Source organism: Anaerococcus tetradius ATCC 35098, from assembly GCF_000159095.1.
GTDB classification, from domain to species: Bacteria; Bacillota; Clostridia; order Tissierellales; family Peptoniphilaceae; genus Anaerococcus; species Anaerococcus tetradius.
In genome coordinates this window covers 22,295-37,780 of the sequence record NZ_GG666302.1, presented here as the reverse complement: position 1 = coordinate 37,780, position 15,486 = coordinate 22,295, and the positions used below count along the sequence as shown (strand labels likewise).

The following is a 15,486-nucleotide window of genomic DNA, read 5'->3' as shown; positions in this document are numbered from 1 at the left end:
TCATAATTCCAGATTCGGATAGACTTTCATGAAATTATCGTCCACATCTCCGTTTTTATAGTTAAGATAACCCGCCATGGCTATCATAGCCGCATTGTCTGTACAAAGTATGGTTGAAGGGTGGTAGAATTTGATATTTTCCTTCTCACATTCTTCTGTCAACCTCCCCTTCAATCTAGAGTTTGCTGCAACTCCTCCGCTTACTGCTAGTGTTTTCATCCCAGTTTCTTTTAATAAAGCCATGGACTTATCTACCAAAACATCGACAACTGCTTCTTGAAAGCTTGCTGCAAGATCAGCTTTATTAAACTCCAAGCCTTTTTGTTCCATATTATTAGCATAATTAAGGACAGCTGTCTTTAGGCCAGAAAAAGAGAAATCATAGGACCCCTTCTTTAGCATAACCCTAGGAAAGTCGATGGCTTCCTTATTTCCATCCTTGGCAAGCTTGTCGATTTTTGGTCCTCCAGGATAGCCTAGACCAATCTTTCTTGCCACCTTATCAAAAGATTCTCCAGCCGCATCATCTAAAGTCCTACCCACAACTTCATAATCAGTATAGGAGTTTACCTTACACAAATAAGTATGACCACCTGATACAACTAGACTTATAAAAGGAGGCTTCAAATCTTTATTTGATAGATAATTAGCACATATATGACCCTGCATATGATTTGCACCGATTAGGGGGGCGCCTGTAGCTAGAGAAAGTCCCTTGGCAGCAGAAATCCCTACCAAAAGAGATCCCATAAGACCTGGACCCTTGGTTACAGATATAAGGTCTATATCATCATAGCTAAGCTTAGCATCAGCTAGGGCCTTTTCGATCAGAGGATTTATCGCCTCAAGATGCTTTCTGCTGGCAATTTCTGGTACGACTCCACCAAATAAGGCATGGATATCTATCTGAGATGATATCAAATTAACCAAAACTTCTCTTTCGTTTTTTAAAATTGCAACCGAGCTGTCATCACAGCTGGTCTCAATTCCCATTGTATAAAAATCACTCATATAATTTCCTCTTCATATTGTAGGCATCTTCTCCCAACTTCTGATAATAATTTTTCCTTATGCCGTCTTTTTCAAATCCGAAATTCTCATAAAGGGAAATAGCCTTGATATTTTTGACCGATACCTCAAGCCAAATTTCACTTGTCCCACTTTCTTTACTCTTATCTATCAAATGCCTAAGAAGCTCGCTGGCAATTCCTTTTTGCCTGTGATTTTCGTCAACAGCTATGGTAAAAATCTCTACAAGATCAAGGACCTTACTAGCTATATAAAAGCCTACAACTTCTCCATCAAGTTCATAAACATAGTGCTTCAAGAGGGAATTGTCCATAAGCTCTTTTATAAGCTGTTTTTTGCTCCAAGGTTCGAAAAAAGATGCATTTTCTATTTCATAGACCTTGTCAGCATCCCTTATTTCCATCTTTCTTATCATTTTTATGTAACTGCCTTTCTGCTTGACTAGCCCTTAGATAATTTGGAACAAGTTCATAAAGTTTTGGGCTAGGGGCCTTATCTTCTAAGGCTATCTTAATCAAAGACCTGCCTATAGAATTGTTGAAATTAAGAGAAAGAGGCCTTGCCTTAGTAAATTTATCCCTATATTTCTCATTCATAGTTCCAATAAGCTCGACTTGTTGATCTAAATCATTGACAAGCCTAGCTAAATCGTCAATATTATATAAATCTTCCTTAATAAGTTCATTGAAATCCCCATCGAAGCAGGCCGCATACACCCTATCTCCCCTTGCATCAATCATAGGTAATTTAAGAGTCTTTGATGAAGAGTTATTAGCTAGGGCAAGGAGTGTAGATACTGGGATCAAATCCTTATTTCCTACTTGAGCCAAGGTCTTTGCTATGGTCATTCCTATCCTAAGGCCTGTAAAGGAACCTGGCCCCTTGGCTATGACGAATTTATCAATATCGGCTATCTTCATTCCAAGAAGGGACAAAAGACTTTCAATCATAGGAACCAAGGATTCGCTATGAGTTTTTTGTTGGTTGACATTAAAATCTCCAATAATCTCCACCCCATCTGATATAGTTACAGTAGAAATCATTGTAGATGTATCAATTGCTAAAATATTCATTTATTTCACTTCCCCTAGGAGTATCATTATCAATAATAAGCTGTCTACTAGTCTCATCTATCTTTTTTATCTCTAGATTAATCATATCATTTGGCAAGTAGCCTTCGACATTTTCTGCCCATTCAAGAATAGTGATAGCATCTTGAGGATAAAAATATTCCTCAAAATCTATATCCAATACATCGTCTGGATGATCAAATCTATAAAGATCAAGATGATAAATCTTTTTATCTCCATCGTAAATATTTACAATAGCAAAAGTAGGAGATGAAGAATCGTCTATATGAAAATACTTACAAATATAGCCTGTAAGTGTAGTCTTGCCCGCTCCCATATCTCCTATTAAATTAACGACATCGCCTTCTTTTAAAAGAGAGGCGAATTTATCTGCAAAATTTTTTAATTCTTCTAAATTTTTAATAATCATAATTCCTCTTAATTTATATTATACTAAGAAAGAGCAAATAAAAAAGCCCAATCGGTCTGATTGAGCTAATAAGCTATTTGTACTTGATTATATGTGATACTCTCTTATAAATCAAATCGGTAACAAGACTTGCTATAAGGCCCTTAACTATATTAAATGGTAATATTGATAAAATCATTAGAGAAAAGTAGCTCTTTACAAGGCCATTTGTCTTAGCTGTCATTGCTACAAAAGCATTTAGGTCTATACCCATAACCCTAGCATAGGTTGGAAAAACTACAAAAGCATTGGATATGGTAGCAATTGCAGTCATCGCTACAACTCCTAGGCTTAAAGCGAAGAGAGCATTCTTTTTAGTCTTTCTATTCTTATAAATACTTGATGAAACATAAACAAATACTGCACCAACTATGAAATTAGATAACTCTCCAACACCACCTGTTGTTGTCTTTGTAAGATTCAATATATTTTTGATAAGTTGGATAAGAACTCCATACCAAGGACCCATAGCAAAGCCACCTATGAGGGCTGGCACATCAGCAAGATCGACTTTCATAAATGGTGGGGCTATTGGTATTGGGAATTGAATAAACATCAATATGTAGGCAAAGGCTGCCAAGACACCAACTTTTACAGCTGAATTTAAACTAAAACTTTTACTTCTATTCATACTTCCTCCTTTAGGGCAATAAAAAATGCCCAAGATCAGGGCAAAAAAAGCAGATTATTATAATCTTCTTTCATCCAGACTATACTGTCGGTATTGGAATCTCACCAATTCAGTCATTCGACTCGCGGACTATACCGCCGGTTAAGGAATCACACCTTTCCCTGAAGATGTCGCTTTTGCGACTTTTGTTTAGTTTTTGTTAAAACCATCATACCATATGCTTAAAATAATTTCAAGAAAATTTGCTATTCGTTTTCACACTTATTTAAGATCCACATATAGCCCTTTTTATTAATGGTCTTTATTGGGTTAATTTTTGCTTTTTTGAATTGACTTCTTATCTTTCTTATGTATTCTCTTACAGACCTTTCGGTTGTATCAAAGCCTTTAGCGCACATATCATTAACTATGTCTTCTCTAGATAAGACCCTACCCATATTTTTAATAAGAATAGAGCAAATAGCAATCTCGCTTCTAGTAAGATCTAAGATATCGTTTCCTATCCTAAAGATTCCATTATCCTCTTCTAAGCTACATATGCCCAAGCTTACGATATTAGCCTCTTTTAGCTCTTCAACCTTTCTAAATATATCCTTTATAAACTCTTCTCTAGTTAGAGAATGGATTACAAAGTCCTTATCATCTATCTCTTGCTCGTAAGGATTTTTCTTATACCTTTCTGTAAGATAGATAACAGGAATTTTGGTCTTTTGTTTAATAAATTGAATAACCTGAATGCACTTATTGTGAGTCATGTCTACCAAAATTAGGTCAACGCCCTTTAGGTCTCTAAACAAGAGATCATTAATGGAATCTATCCTTTCTACAAGAACCTCGTTTTTGTTAAAACGAGTATTGATAAGTGAGGATACCCCATTTTCATTTTCTACAGACAGAATCCTCATTATTCCTCCTATTCTAAGGAACAAGCCCTTAATTATGTAATGTGGACAAATATCCCGTCTATTTCATTTTACCCTATATATAATAAGCCTGCAAAATAAAGCATTAGCAATATCTTCCTTGTATCATTAATAGCTAGTTAATGATTAATAGCCTAAGGGGGATTAGCATAAAGATAGCTTATATCTTCTCAAAAAAAAGAGCCCCTGAAGGCTCCATGTTTTATAGATAATATTTTTTCACTACGTTAAGTTCGTCATCTAGTTCGTAAACTAGAGGTTGACCAGTAGGAATTTCTAGGCCCATGATGTCATCATCTGAGATTTTCTCTAGATGTTTTGCTAGGGCTCTAAGGCTGTTACCATGAGCTGCTACTAGGACTGTTTCTCCATCTAGAAGTTGTGGAGCAATATGGTCGAAGTAATAAGGAAGAACTCTTTCGAGGGTTACCTTTAAGTTTTCTGCTCTTGGAACTACATCAGCTGGTAGGTGTTTGAACATTGGAAGCTCTTTTTGTTTTTTAGCTTCTTCATCACTTAGTTCTGGTGGAAGTGTATCATAGCTTCTTCTCCAAATATGAACTTGTTCATCCCCATATTTTTCTGCTGTTTCTGCCTTGTTTAGGCCTTGTAGAGCACCATAGTGTCTTTCGTTAAGTCTCCAAGATTTTTCTACTGGAACAAACATTTGTCCTGAATATTCTAGGGCAAAGTTACATGTTTTGATTGCTCTTGTTAGGACTGATGTGTGAGCGTGATCAAACATTATTCCTGCTTCTTTGATTTTTCTTCCAGCTTCTTTTGCTTCTTCTTCCCCTTTTTGAGATAGGTTAACGTCAACCCAGCCTGTAAATTTGTTGGCAAGGTTCCATTCACTTTGGCCATGTCTTACTAGAACTAATTTCTTTGTCATTATCTTCTCCTTAATTTTTCATCCATTTCTAACTCTTTTTGCTTACTTTTTAAAGCATTATTTCTTTCTTCGTCTAGGGAGTCCATCCAGTTAAGGGCTTTGGAGCTTCCAATTATTACGCATTCACTAGGATTGTCAGCTATTTTAACTTCTATTTGAAGCTTTTCCCTAAGCCTATCTTTTAGGCCTAAAGTATTTGCTGCTCCTCCTGTTAGGATTATTTGCCTATCGTAAATGTCAGAGGCAAGCTCTGGTGGTGTTACTTCTAAGACTTTCTTCACTCCATCAACAATTAAATCAATCTCACTTCTTATACAATCGTAAATTTCTGCCACAGGTAGGTATATTTTTTGAGGTAGGCCACTTGTTATAGCTCTTCCTGTAACTTCTAGAGATTGTTCAAGGTCAGCTAGTCCCGCTTCGATTTTGATTTCTTCTGATTTGGTATCCCCTATTAATATACCATATCTTTGTCTAATATAATCTTTAATTTTCCTATCGAAGGAAGTTCCTGCAGAATCAACGGACTTACTTGCCACAACTTGGCCCATAGAAATAACTGCTATGTCGCTTGTTCCTCCACCTATATCAATTACTAGGCTTCCTCCCACATCAGTTATATCACATCCTGCACCAAGAGCAGCTGCTAGGGGCTCTTCTATTAGATAAGTCCTATGACTACCTGCATTATCGCTGGCTTGAAGGACTGCTCTTTTTTCTACTTGAGTAGACCTTGATGGTACGCATATAAGAAGGTCTGGTTTTAGCAAGGCTTTTTTCACTGCCTTATCGAGGAAGTATTTGAGCATTCTTTCTGTCGCTTTAAAATCGGATATAACTCCATCTTTGATAGGCATGATTGCCTTGATATTGCCCGGCGCTCTTCCTATAAGCTTTTTTGCTTCACTTCCTACAGCGAGGATTTCATCAGTAAGTACATCTATCGCTATAACAGAAGGCTCTTCTAAGACTATTCCCTTGCCCAATACATATACTAAAACTGACGATGTTCCCAAGTCTATCGCAATAGCTCTTCTTAGTCTTGCCATATTATCTCCTAGTATTTTTTCAAATCATTCACTTTATCTAGACTTTCCCAAGTAAAGTCTTTGTCATTTCTTCCGAAATGTCCAAAGGCTGCAGTCTTTTTATAAATTGGTCTTTTTAAATCAAGCTTGTCTATTATAGCTTGAGGTCTAAAGTCGAAGTTCTCCTTAACTATTTCAAGGAGTTTTTCATCATCATACTTTCCTGTTCCAAAGCTATCTACATAAATAGAAAGTGGTCTTGCAACTCCTATTGCATAGGATAGGCCTATTTCTAATTTCTTGGCAAGGCCTGCTGCAACCATGTTTTTGGCAGCATATCTTGCCATGTAGGCTGCAGATCTATCTACCTTTGTAGGATCCTTTCCAGAAAAAGCTCCACCACCAGATTTAGAATATCCACCGTAAGAGTCTACTATTATCTTCCTTCCAGTAAGACCGCTATCTCCCTTAGGTCCGCCTATTACAAACTTACCTGTTGGATTTACATAGATTTTTGTATTACAATCCATGAGATTTGCGTCAATTACCTTATCAATTACTTCTCTGATTATATCTTCTCTGATTTTTTCTAAAGATACATCAGGGCTGTGTTGGGCAGATATTACTATGGAGTCTATTCTTTTTAGGACTCCATCATCATATTCTACGGTTACTTGGCTCTTTCCATCTGGTCTTAGGTAGGATAAAACCCCATCACGTCTAACCTTACTTAGTCTTTGGGAAAGTTTTTGGGCATAGACAACTGATAGAGGTAAGTATTCATCACTCTCATCATCGGCATAGCCAAATACCATACCCTGATCTCCAGCTCCAATTTTGTCATAGTCATCATGGCTATTTTGATAATCTTGGGCAGAATCTACGCCTTGGGCTATATCTGCTGATTGCTCTATGAGGGATGTTAGAACTGCTACATTTGAATAATCAAAACCTAGGCTTGGATCATCGTAGCCGATTTCTTTGATAGTATCTCTTACTATGGCCTCTATTGGAGCATAAGCTTGTGTAGATATTTCCCCTACTACTAGGACAAGACCTGTTGTTGTTACAGTCTCGCAGGCAACTCTTGAATCCTTATCTTGACTTAGACATTCATCAAGGATTGCATCAGAGATCTGATCGCATACCTTATCTGGATGTCCTTCTGTTACTGATTCGCTTGTTATTAATTTTTTCATTATTTCCTTCTTTCTAAAAGAACTACTGCGCGAGCTTCTATCCCTTCACCCCTACCGGTAAAACCTAGTTTTTCACTAGTAGAAGCCTTAACACTTATATTTTCTATATCACATTTGAGATGTTTAGCCAAAAGTTTCCTTATTTCTTCTCTAAGTGGGGATATTTTTGGCATTTCACAAATAATTACCGTATCGAGATTTCCAATCTCGTAGCCTTCTTCTTGCATTAGAGCTACAACCATATCTAGAAGATTTATGGAGTATATATCCTTATAGGCTGGGTCTGTATCTGGAAACAAATTTCCAATATCAGGCTTAGCCAAGGCTCCAAGTATAGCATCCATTATTGCATGGGTTAGGACGTCTGCGTCTGAATGGCCCAAAAGGCCTAGTTCGTAATCAAACTTAACTCCTCCCAAATACAAATCTCTTCCTTCAACTAATTTGTGAACATCATAACCAATTCCAATTCTCATTATACGTCCTTTTTCCTCTGAAGATATGCATTTGCAAAAATTATATCTTCTTGGGTTGTTATTTTAATATTTGAATACTCGCCATGGACAACCTTGACCCTTTCGTCCCTATCGAAAAATTCGAAAAGTTGGGAATCGTCTGTAACCTTAAACTCACTTTCTAGATATTTTTCATACATGGAAAATATTAGCTTCTTATCAAAAGCTTGTGGGGTTTGGATGTTATAAACATAATCCCTGTTTGGGGTAAAGTCTACATACATATTCTCATCTACGATTTTTACTGTATCCTTAGACTTGGTTGCAGTAATTACAGCCTTATTATCCCTGAGGGATGCTATGGTTTTAAGAAAAAGTTCAGGGCTTGCAAAAGGTCTTACCCCATCATGGGTTAAGACCAAATCACAGCTAGGATCTAGGGCCTTTAGACCCTCAAAGGTCGAAAGTTCCCTAGTATTTTTGCCATATACATAGCGAATATTCTTATAATACTTCTTTAGAAGCTCTTCTACTAACAGACTATCGTCTTTTCTGATGACAAGTATAATCTCATCAATTAAATCTATATTTGTTATGGTATCTAGGGTGATTTCCAATATTCTCCTTCCCCCTACTTCTATGTAGGGTTTGTTAATCTTAGATTTCATCCTTTGACCTGATCCTGCTGCTGTTACTATGCAGGATAAAAACTTTCCATCAATCATTCTTATGCCTTACAAATATCATTCTTCCGGCTGATGTTTGAAGCACTGATGTAACAGTCGCATCTATTGTTTGATCAATATATTTCACACCATCTTCTACTACAACCATAGTTCCATCTTCTAGATAAGCTACACCTTGATTTTTGCCCTTACCTTCCTTGATGACATCAACTCTCATCATCTCACCTGGTATAACCACAGGCTTTAAGGCGTTGGCAAGGTCATTTATGTTTAGGATTGGTATTCCTTGGACATCTGCAACCTTATTTAAGTTATAATCATTAGTAAAAATCTTACCATTCAAGTCAATAGCAAGCTTTAATAGCTTAGAATCAACTTCCTTTATGTCCTTATAGTCCTTGTTTATAACCTTTAGCTTGATTTTCTTATTTTCTTTAATCTTGTTGATTATATCAAGGCCCCTCCTGCCCCTTTCTCTTTTTAGGTCATCAGGAGAATCTGCTATATGTTGGAGCTCTTCAAGGACAAACTCGCTTACCACAAGTTCTCCTTCTATGAAGTCTGTTTCTATAATATCTAAAATTCTTCCATCTATTATTACAGAAGTATCTAAGATTTTAGGAGTAGCACTGTGCTTGTTTCTATCAAAGATAAAGCCCCTAGTTTCTTTCAAATCCTTAGTTTCTTTTCTCTGGAATATACCGAGGATGTCCTCTGCATTATTAGATGCAACTCTCCAACCCATATAGCCTAGCCCGATATATAATAAAATAGATAATAGCACAAAAATTAAATTTCCTACATAAGGAATGGTTAGTTCGGTTAGGGGTCTGGTTACCAAAGCTGCTATCAAAAATCCTAAGATGGCACCTAATATACCAACAATAAGCTTATTAGCTGGAAGTTTTTTTAAATTGTCTTCAAATAAGTTAAAACCTTCCGAAAACTTATCAGAAAACCTATCAGTTAACATGTAAAAAACTAATGCTCCCAATAAAGCTGCTGCAATATGAGCAAAGATTATAGCAAAGCCGGCGCCTGGTAAAAAATCCGTGCCGGCATTAACAAGTCTTAAAATCACTATGCCAAGAACAGCTCCGATTATTGAAAGCACTAATCGAATTATTCTTTTCATTTATTTCTCCTTAGAGTCCTATGGACTCATCAATCATTTTTTCCGCTTCTTCTTTTTCTAGAGAACCTGCCATTACTAATTCGCTTGCGAGAATTCTTCTTGACCTATTTAAAAGTTTCTTTTCAGTGGTAGAAAGTCCCTTATCCTTGTCCAAAATAGCTAAGTTTCTAACCATTTTAGCAATCTCAAATATGTCGCCTGTCTTTAGGATTTCTTGATTTTGTCTGTATCTTACTGTCCAATTGCTACTCATATCACTTGGTTCATCGTCAAGAATTTTAAGTACCCTATCTCCCTCTTCTTTACTTATAACATCTCTGATGTTCATGTCATTGATTTTATTTGTAGGGATTGATATATCCATATCCCCTATTGGCATCTTTAGGATGAAATAATCTTTTTCCTCTCCCAAAAATTCCTTTTTCTCTATCGAATCAATGATTCCTGCACCATGCATAGGATATACAATCTTATCGCCGATTTTAAACATTTTTACCTCCTAGGTTCTCTATTATATTATAACCTATTTGGTAAATTTAGTAAATGGCAGACTGAACAGTATATCACAATCTAGTAATAATTTCAATCCTTCAGACCATTTTTTATGCAAATTCTCTTCTTCAAAATTTCTATTTTGGCATCCTTGCTAGAACCACCGTAATCTCCATCAAGTGACCAGGCTATTTCCTTGTCCGTCCTTATCCTAAATGATGAAGCCTGCCTTAAAATAACCATCTCGTTTTCCTTCCTATTGGTAAGGGCTGATACTATTTTGTTTAAATCAGAAAGGCTATTAGGTTTTTTTACCATTGTTAGCTCGAATATTCCATCATCAAGACCTACATTTTCGCTAATTATATTGGTAAAACCTCCTACTGAATAGGAGTTTGTAACCATAAAGTGAACAAAATCACCTTCGATTTCTTCATCATCAAAATCTATTATGGCATGATTTGCATCCATTGATTGGAGGGGAAGGGCCTTTCTAAGGCCTTCAAAGACATAGGCGCTCCTACCGAAGATATTCTTCAAATCTTGGTCAGTATTGAAAGAAACATCAGAAATCGTTCCAAAGGCTGCCACATAGACAAAGTATTTATCATCTATCTTTCCTATATCTATCTCTTTTGTGCTATCACTTATAGCAAGCTCTGTGGCATCTTTTATATCAAGTGGAATCTCAAGAGACCTTGCAAAGTCATTAGTAGATCCTGTAGGCAAATATGAAAAACTAGGGCTTATCCCAGCTTTAAGAGCTCCAGAGATTACTTCATCCAAAGTTCCATCACCACCTGAAACCATAATTCTATCAAATTTATAGCCAAGCTCTTCTACAAGTCTTCTTGCATCTCCTGCTTGTTGGGTTGCATAGCTTGTAACAAGATAACCTTTCGCACTCAAAAAATCCACTATCCAACTAATATAATCAGTAATAATTTGCTGGCCTGAGTTTGGATTATAAATAAATAACAAGTCTTTCATTTTTAGCTCCTAAGAAATAAGTAATCTTTAGGATAACTTTACTATTTATTTAGCTATTTTAAAAGCTCTGATTTGTATATAAAAAAATCTAGGCGATTTAGACCTAGATTTTAATTTACTAAGCTACAGAAAGTTTCTTTTTGTGGAAGTATTCTGTGGCAAAATATAGGAGGGCTAGCTCAAGGATTACAAAAATAACAAAGATATAATTCATTTCAAAGAAATTAATGCTGGCATTTGCTCCCTCATATATACTGGCATTGACAGAATATTGGGCAAATAATTTTATTTGTATTAAATTTTCAATTATCACTAGACAAACCGCTACGAAGGTTGACCCCCATTTGCCAAGTCTTTTGAAATAATAGGAATTTCCAATACTCAAGGCCGCCATCATAGTTAGAGAAATCATTATCCCGAAGACAAATATAGAAAATATACCCTTGACTGCCACCATATACTGGTCATAAGTCATAAGACTTAGCACATTCTTAATCTCTCTAAAAAATCCGGCAAAGTTAATCCATTTGTTGGTTAAGGGTGCTACTAAGAAAATATTTACCATTAAGACAAGGTTCATGAATATTCCCAAAATCGTGTAATTTAGTAGCCTAGCAAGGCTTATTTTTCTTGTACTTGCTGGATAGGTTGAGTAAAGTGCAGCATATTTGCCGTAGAACCTGTCATTATCTCTTAGGACAAGAATTATCAAGCCTATGAAAGGTCCTGCAGCTAAGATTGTTATAGATATAACTGTTATTATGTTAAAACCATCTATTCCCGTAAGATGGGTTAGTTTAAGTCCCGTTAAGGCTCCAATCAAAGGAATAAAAAGCCAAGGTAGAATGGCAAAAAAGTCTTCTTTTAATATTTGTTTGAGTAAGTTTTTCATCTAAATTACCTCCGTAAAGTATTCTTCGACACCCATCTTTTGTTTTTCTCTAATGTCATCTACTCTTTCATTGACTAAAACTCTCGCCTGGTCTATGAAAATTGCCCTATCAAGCACTTTTTCGATTTCTCCTATAAGGTGGGTTGATATTATCAATATCCCCTCGTAATCAAAGTTATCTATGATTGTTTGAAGGATGATTTTTCTTGATTTTGGATCAATTCCACTCATTGGCTCATCTAAAAGATAAATCATAGCTTTTCTTGATAGGCTAAGGGCTATTTGAATCTTATCCTTCATACCCTTAGAACATTCCTTGATTTTCAAATTCATATCTATGTCAAAATCACTTATCATCTTTAGAAATTTCCCTTCATCAAAATCCGTAAAGAAATTTTTGTATAATTTAGAAAGCTTACAAATCTTTAGGGAAGGGTCAATTGGCAAGTGGTCTGGCTGATAGGAGATAAAGTTATTTGTTTCTTCTCCTGGATTTTTGCCATTAATCTTAACTTCTCCCAAATAATTTCTCTCAAGACCTGCAAGAATCCTAAGTAGGGTAGTCTTTCCCGAACCATTTTCTCCAAGTAGGCCTACGATTTGCCCCTTATCTAAATTCAAATTTACATGATCTAGGACAGCTCGTCCCTTATAAATCATGGTCAAATCCTTAATTTCTATCATTGCTTATCCTCCCAATAATTTTTTAATAAGTCTATTGCCTTATCTTTTTCTAAATTAAGACTTTTTGCCCCTTCTATAAAATCATCCGCAAATTTATAAAAGGCCCTATTAGATAATTTATCAATAATCTTTTTATCATCAGTTACAAATCTTCCAGCAGTCCTCCTGCTTTCACATAGACCTTCTCTTTCTAGTTCGCTAAGAGCCCTCTGGACAGTGTTGGGGTTTACTTCATAAGTTTTCGCCAAGTCCCTTACAGGAAGAATCTTTTCTCCTGCCTTCCAATCGCCTACTGATATCTTTATTTTGAAATCATCGACTAGTTGGAGATAGATAGGTCTATTATTATCAAATTCCATCTTAGCTCCTTTCTTAATTTTGTATTATTGTATTATTATCTTAATACAATAATACCACCTCTAGTAAAATACTGCAAATTTTTTTGAAAATTTTTTTATATTATTTTTTTATGTTAAAATAGTGAAAAGGAGAAAGCTATGAAATTAATAATTAACAATCTATCCAAATCTTTCGGCAAGAAGGATGTAATAAAGAATGCTTCCTATACTTTCGATCAAGGAGAAGTCTACGCTCTTTTGGGAAGAAATGGAGCTGGTAAAACCACTCTCTTTAAGCTTATAACTGACTCTCTTAGTAAGGATGAAGGAGAGGTCTTACTTGAAGATAAGGATTCTATAAAGCCTATCGACTTTAAAGATGTTTTCTTTATGGTAAGCGAGCCAGAACTTCCTAAGTTTCTTACTGGCAGGGAATTTATCAGCTTTTTTATTGAAGCCAACCGAGAAAATATTAAAAATTTAGCAAATCTTGACGACTATCTAAGCCTTGTTGACCTTGAAGTTGATGATTCAAATAGACTTATCCAAGATTACTCAACTGGTATGAAAAACAAGCTTCAAATGATTATGTTTTTGATTTTAAAACCAAAGGTCATCCTCATGGATGAGCCTCTTACAAACCTTGATGTCCTAGTCCAAGTTCAGATGAAAAAAATTATTAGAGAAATCCACAAGGACCATATCATTATTTTCTCAACCCATATCCTCCAACTGGCTAAGGATATTTGCGATAAAATAGTCCTAATTCACGATAAAAAATTAAATCCAGTAGACGGCCTCCTAAAGGATGATCCAAACTTTGAAGATACTATAGTAAGCCTTTTAGCTGGCGATGCTGAGGCAAGTGAAATAAAAAGAATCGAAGATAATTTAGGGGAAGGTCATGAATAAGAGTCTAAGAACTTTTTCCCTAATTAAAAGAATAGACCTCGCCAAGGCAATCAATGGCATGGTCTACTTTATAAGAAAAACTCCCCTCCTGGGTAAATTTTTGGGAGATAAGTATAGGTTTTACGAGTTTAAACAAATCGTCTATATGTTTTATCCACTCTTTGCCCTTATTTGGCAAGTAATTAAATCAGCTCTAGCTTTTGGAGTGGCTATTATTTTTATGATAAATTATAATAAATTTGCTCTAAAAATTTTAGGAAGCAATGAAATCATTATAAATAATATGGCGGGCCTAACTCTTGACGAATATACTGCAAGCCTTCTTGTACCAAGCTTTCTTTATATAGTTATAGGACTTTTTAGAAATATGATTGTCGATAATGGTAATTCCATCCATGAACTTTTCACAAATTTTTCTATGGATGCAAGGGATATTTTCAAAGCCTATCTCTACTACGAACCTATCCTAAGATTTGTGGGAAGGAGCCTTGTTTTTGCAATAGCCTTTTACTTTTTAGCTGGACTTTCCCCAATTTATTCCCTAGCCATGAGCCTTGCCATCTTATTTATAGAACTAGCAAGTTCTGTCTTCTGGATGAATCGAAGTCTACGATATGAAAGAAGTATCTTGGATAGTGCATGGGTTCATTTGTTTGCTATAATAATTTTCCCTCTTTGCTTGTACCTAGGAGATATCTACCTTGCTATACCAGCTAGCTATTTGAGCTTAGGAGTTCTAGTCTTATCCATAGTTGCATTTTGCTTTAGCCTTGCTTTTATGAAAAATTTCAATTCTTATGGGGCTGTAATTGAAAAAGCAAGCAGAAAATATGAACTTAGCATGGATACAATCAAGGACGCTCAGGAAAATCAAATAAAAATCAAAGAAAAAGATCTAGGCCAAGAAAAAGTTAAGGGTGAAGGTTTTAAGAAATTAAACAGACTATTTTTCCTAAGGCACAAGAGGCTAATCAAAAAGCCAATACTAATCAAAACTGGTATCCTTGTAGCAGTCGGCCTTGTTATAGTAGCCTTACTGTCCAAATATGGCTATAGTGGCGAAGATAGTTTGAATAAAATTGCCGCCTTTATAATCCCCCTAATCATGTATATGCTATTAAGGCAGGATAATATAATAAGAAGCATGTACCTAAATTGCGACCAAGGACTTATGCCTTATGGTTTTTATAGGGATAAGAAAAATATCCTAGCTATGTACAAGGAAAGATCTATCTCTCTTTTTAAAATAATGATTATACCAAGCCTTATCCTTATAGCTATCTACCTTCTTGTAGCAAGCTTTGATAAGACAATTGGCCTTAATCAAAAGATTTTAACTATAATCTATATAATCCTCTTAGACTTGTTTTTTGTAAACTTGCCTTTGATGGAATACTATCTCTTCCAACCCTTCAACAGGGAAGGTCAGAAAACTGGAAAAGCTGTTATGCTAATAGACGGACTCGTCTACGCTTCGGTATTTTTCATCCTTCCTCAAATCACAAGAAAGGTTTCTTATGGAGTGTTTTTGATGATTATGTCAATCTTTATCCTAAGCTTCATAGTCCTAAGCCAAGTTTTAATCTATAAATACGCACCAAGGACCTTTAAAATTAGAAACTAAAAAAAAATTAGAAACTAAAAAGTCGGTGAGAATAAGC

The 15,486-nt window shown here is 35.6% G+C and carries 19 protein-coding genes and 1 riboswitch; of the genes, 2 read left to right on the top strand and 17 right to left on the bottom strand.

The genetic code is table 11. The features are described from left to right. The 17 genes from tsaD to HMPREF0077_RS08430 form a co-directional block, all read right to left on the bottom strand. Window positions 1-1,011 carry a tRNA (adenosine(37)-N6)-threonylcarbamoyltransferase complex transferase subunit TsaD gene (gene tsaD / locus HMPREF0077_RS08510; protein ID WP_004837607.1) on the bottom strand — a complete coding sequence of 337 codons (1,011 nt, stop codon included), beginning with the start codon at window positions 1,009-1,011 and terminating at the stop codon, window positions 1-3. Beyond that, window positions 1,004-1,444, bottom strand: coding sequence for a ribosomal protein S18-alanine N-acetyltransferase (gene rimI / locus HMPREF0077_RS08505; RefSeq protein ID WP_004837606.1), 441 nt, complete (start codon window positions 1,442-1,444; stop codon window positions 1,004-1,006). The genes tsaD and rimI overlap by 8 nt, the downstream gene beginning before the upstream one ends. Continuing rightward, window positions 1,413-2,102, bottom strand: coding sequence for a tRNA (adenosine(37)-N6)-threonylcarbamoyltransferase complex dimerization subunit type 1 TsaB (gene tsaB, locus HMPREF0077_RS08500; protein ID WP_004837605.1), 690 nt, complete (start codon window positions 2,100-2,102; stop codon window positions 1,413-1,415). Before tsaB ends, rimI begins: the two co-directional genes overlap by 32 nt. Next, entirely contained in the window at window positions 2,083-2,529 is a 447-nt protein-coding gene (gene tsaE, locus HMPREF0077_RS08495; protein ID WP_004837604.1) for a tRNA (adenosine(37)-N6)-threonylcarbamoyltransferase complex ATPase subunit type 1 TsaE, read from the bottom strand. Before tsaE ends, tsaB begins: the two co-directional genes overlap by 20 nt. A 73-nt stretch (window positions 2,530-2,602) precedes the next feature. Then, entirely contained in the window at window positions 2,603-3,199 is a 597-nt protein-coding gene (locus HMPREF0077_RS08490; RefSeq protein ID WP_004837603.1) for an ECF transporter S component, read from the bottom strand. A 58-nt stretch (window positions 3,200-3,257) separates the two neighbouring features. Continuing rightward, window positions 3,258-3,372: riboswitch (FMN riboswitch) on the bottom strand. 72 nt (window positions 3,373-3,444) lie between these two features. Further along, window positions 3,445-4,104, bottom strand: coding sequence for a winged helix-turn-helix transcriptional regulator (locus HMPREF0077_RS08485; RefSeq protein ID WP_004837602.1), 660 nt, complete (start codon window positions 4,102-4,104; stop codon window positions 3,445-3,447). 220 nt (window positions 4,105-4,324) lie between these two features. Then, a complete protein-coding gene (gene gpmA, locus HMPREF0077_RS08480) occupies window positions 4,325-5,014 on the bottom strand; it encodes a 2,3-diphosphoglycerate-dependent phosphoglycerate mutase (protein WP_004837601.1) in 690 nt (229 codons plus the stop codon). Next, a complete protein-coding gene (gene mreB, locus HMPREF0077_RS08475; protein ID WP_004837600.1) occupies window positions 5,014-6,063 on the bottom strand; it encodes a rod shape-determining protein in 1,050 nt (349 codons plus the stop codon). Before mreB ends, gpmA begins: the two co-directional genes overlap by 1 nt. Before the next feature lie 8 nt (window positions 6,064-6,071). Then, window positions 6,072-7,241, bottom strand: a complete 1,170-nt coding sequence (metK, locus tag HMPREF0077_RS08470; RefSeq protein ID WP_004837599.1) for a methionine adenosyltransferase — start codon at window positions 7,239-7,241, stop codon at window positions 6,072-6,074. Beyond that, the gene (ispF, locus tag HMPREF0077_RS08465; RefSeq protein ID WP_004837598.1) at window positions 7,241-7,717 is read right to left on the bottom strand and encodes a 2-C-methyl-D-erythritol 2,4-cyclodiphosphate synthase; all 477 of its coding nucleotides are present in this window, start codon (window positions 7,715-7,717) and stop codon (window positions 7,241-7,243) included. The genes metK and ispF overlap by 1 nt, the downstream gene beginning before the upstream one ends. Beyond that, window positions 7,717-8,421: a 2-C-methyl-D-erythritol 4-phosphate cytidylyltransferase gene (gene ispD, locus HMPREF0077_RS08460; protein WP_004837597.1), complete on the bottom strand. Its 705-nt coding sequence runs from the start codon at window positions 8,419-8,421 to the stop codon at window positions 7,717-7,719. Before ispD ends, ispF begins: the two co-directional genes overlap by 1 nt. After that, entirely contained in the window at window positions 8,414-9,517 is a 1,104-nt protein-coding gene (locus HMPREF0077_RS08455; RefSeq protein WP_004837596.1) for a PIN/TRAM domain-containing protein, read from the bottom strand. The genes ispD and HMPREF0077_RS08455 overlap by 8 nt, the downstream gene beginning before the upstream one ends. A 10-nt stretch (window positions 9,518-9,527) precedes the next feature. Continuing rightward, the gene (locus HMPREF0077_RS08450; RefSeq protein WP_004837595.1) at window positions 9,528-10,007 is read right to left on the bottom strand and encodes a CarD family transcriptional regulator; all 480 of its coding nucleotides are present in this window, start codon (window positions 10,005-10,007) and stop codon (window positions 9,528-9,530) included. A 92-nt stretch (window positions 10,008-10,099) separates the two neighbouring features. After that, window positions 10,100-10,999 carry a diacylglycerol/lipid kinase family protein gene (locus HMPREF0077_RS08445; protein ID WP_004837594.1) on the bottom strand — a complete coding sequence of 300 codons (900 nt, stop codon included), beginning with the start codon at window positions 10,997-10,999 and terminating at the stop codon, window positions 10,100-10,102. 118 nt (window positions 11,000-11,117) lie between these two features. Further along, complete coding sequence (locus tag HMPREF0077_RS08440; RefSeq protein WP_004837593.1) at window positions 11,118-11,891, bottom strand: hypothetical protein; 774 nt, start codon at window positions 11,889-11,891, stop codon at window positions 11,118-11,120. After that, complete coding sequence (locus HMPREF0077_RS08435) at window positions 11,892-12,575, bottom strand: ATP-binding cassette domain-containing protein (RefSeq protein WP_004837592.1); 684 nt, start codon at window positions 12,573-12,575, stop codon at window positions 11,892-11,894. Beyond that, window positions 12,572-12,934 carry a GntR family transcriptional regulator gene (locus HMPREF0077_RS08430; protein ID WP_004837591.1) on the bottom strand — a complete coding sequence of 121 codons (363 nt, stop codon included), beginning with the start codon at window positions 12,932-12,934 and terminating at the stop codon, window positions 12,572-12,574. The genes HMPREF0077_RS08435 and HMPREF0077_RS08430 overlap by 4 nt, the downstream gene beginning before the upstream one ends. Before the next feature lie 138 nt (window positions 12,935-13,072). Between HMPREF0077_RS08430 and HMPREF0077_RS08425 the strand changes: the two genes are divergently transcribed. Together HMPREF0077_RS08425 and HMPREF0077_RS08420 are read left to right on the top strand one after the other, a co-directional pair. After that, window positions 13,073-13,825 carry an ABC transporter ATP-binding protein gene (locus tag HMPREF0077_RS08425; protein ID WP_004837590.1) on the top strand — a complete coding sequence of 251 codons (753 nt, stop codon included), beginning with the start codon at window positions 13,073-13,075 and terminating at the stop codon, window positions 13,823-13,825. Next, window positions 13,818-15,449, top strand: a complete 1,632-nt coding sequence (locus HMPREF0077_RS08420) for a hypothetical protein (RefSeq protein ID WP_004837589.1) — start codon at window positions 13,818-13,820, stop codon at window positions 15,447-15,449. The genes HMPREF0077_RS08425 and HMPREF0077_RS08420 overlap by 8 nt, the downstream gene beginning before the upstream one ends. The last annotated feature ends 37 nt before the right edge of the window (window positions 15,450-15,486 follow it).